The sequence below is a fragment of the Bittarella massiliensis (ex Durand et al. 2017) genome, from assembly GCF_017566145.1.
Taxonomy (GTDB): domain Bacteria; phylum Bacillota; class Clostridia; order Oscillospirales; family Ruminococcaceae; genus Bittarella; species Bittarella massiliensis_A.
Window position 1 is genome coordinate 1 of the sequence record NZ_JABFCL010000427.1, and the last position, 207, is coordinate 207.

A 207-nucleotide genomic window follows, 5' to 3' on the forward strand; every position below is an offset into this window, starting at 1 on the left:
TGTTTGCAATTCCGGGGGCTGTATTTGGATTTAAGACCGGGAAATTCAGGAATTTTGCAGACTTAGCGGATGGGTTGGCAAGTGCAATGGCGGGAATGGGAAGTTATATTGCAATGATATTCTTTATGGCGCAGTTTATGAACTATTTCGATTGGTCTAATCTGGGGCTTATACTGGCAATTAAGGGAGCTGAAGTATTGAAGGCTT

1 protein-coding gene is annotated in these 207 nt (G+C 42.5%); it reads left to right on the forward strand.

Going from position 1 to position 207, the window contains the following annotated elements; translation table 11 throughout:
* Positions 1–207, forward strand: a 207-nt coding sequence (locus HJY11_RS14930) for an AbgT family transporter (RefSeq protein WP_208076606.1), incomplete at both ends; no start/stop codon positions are given.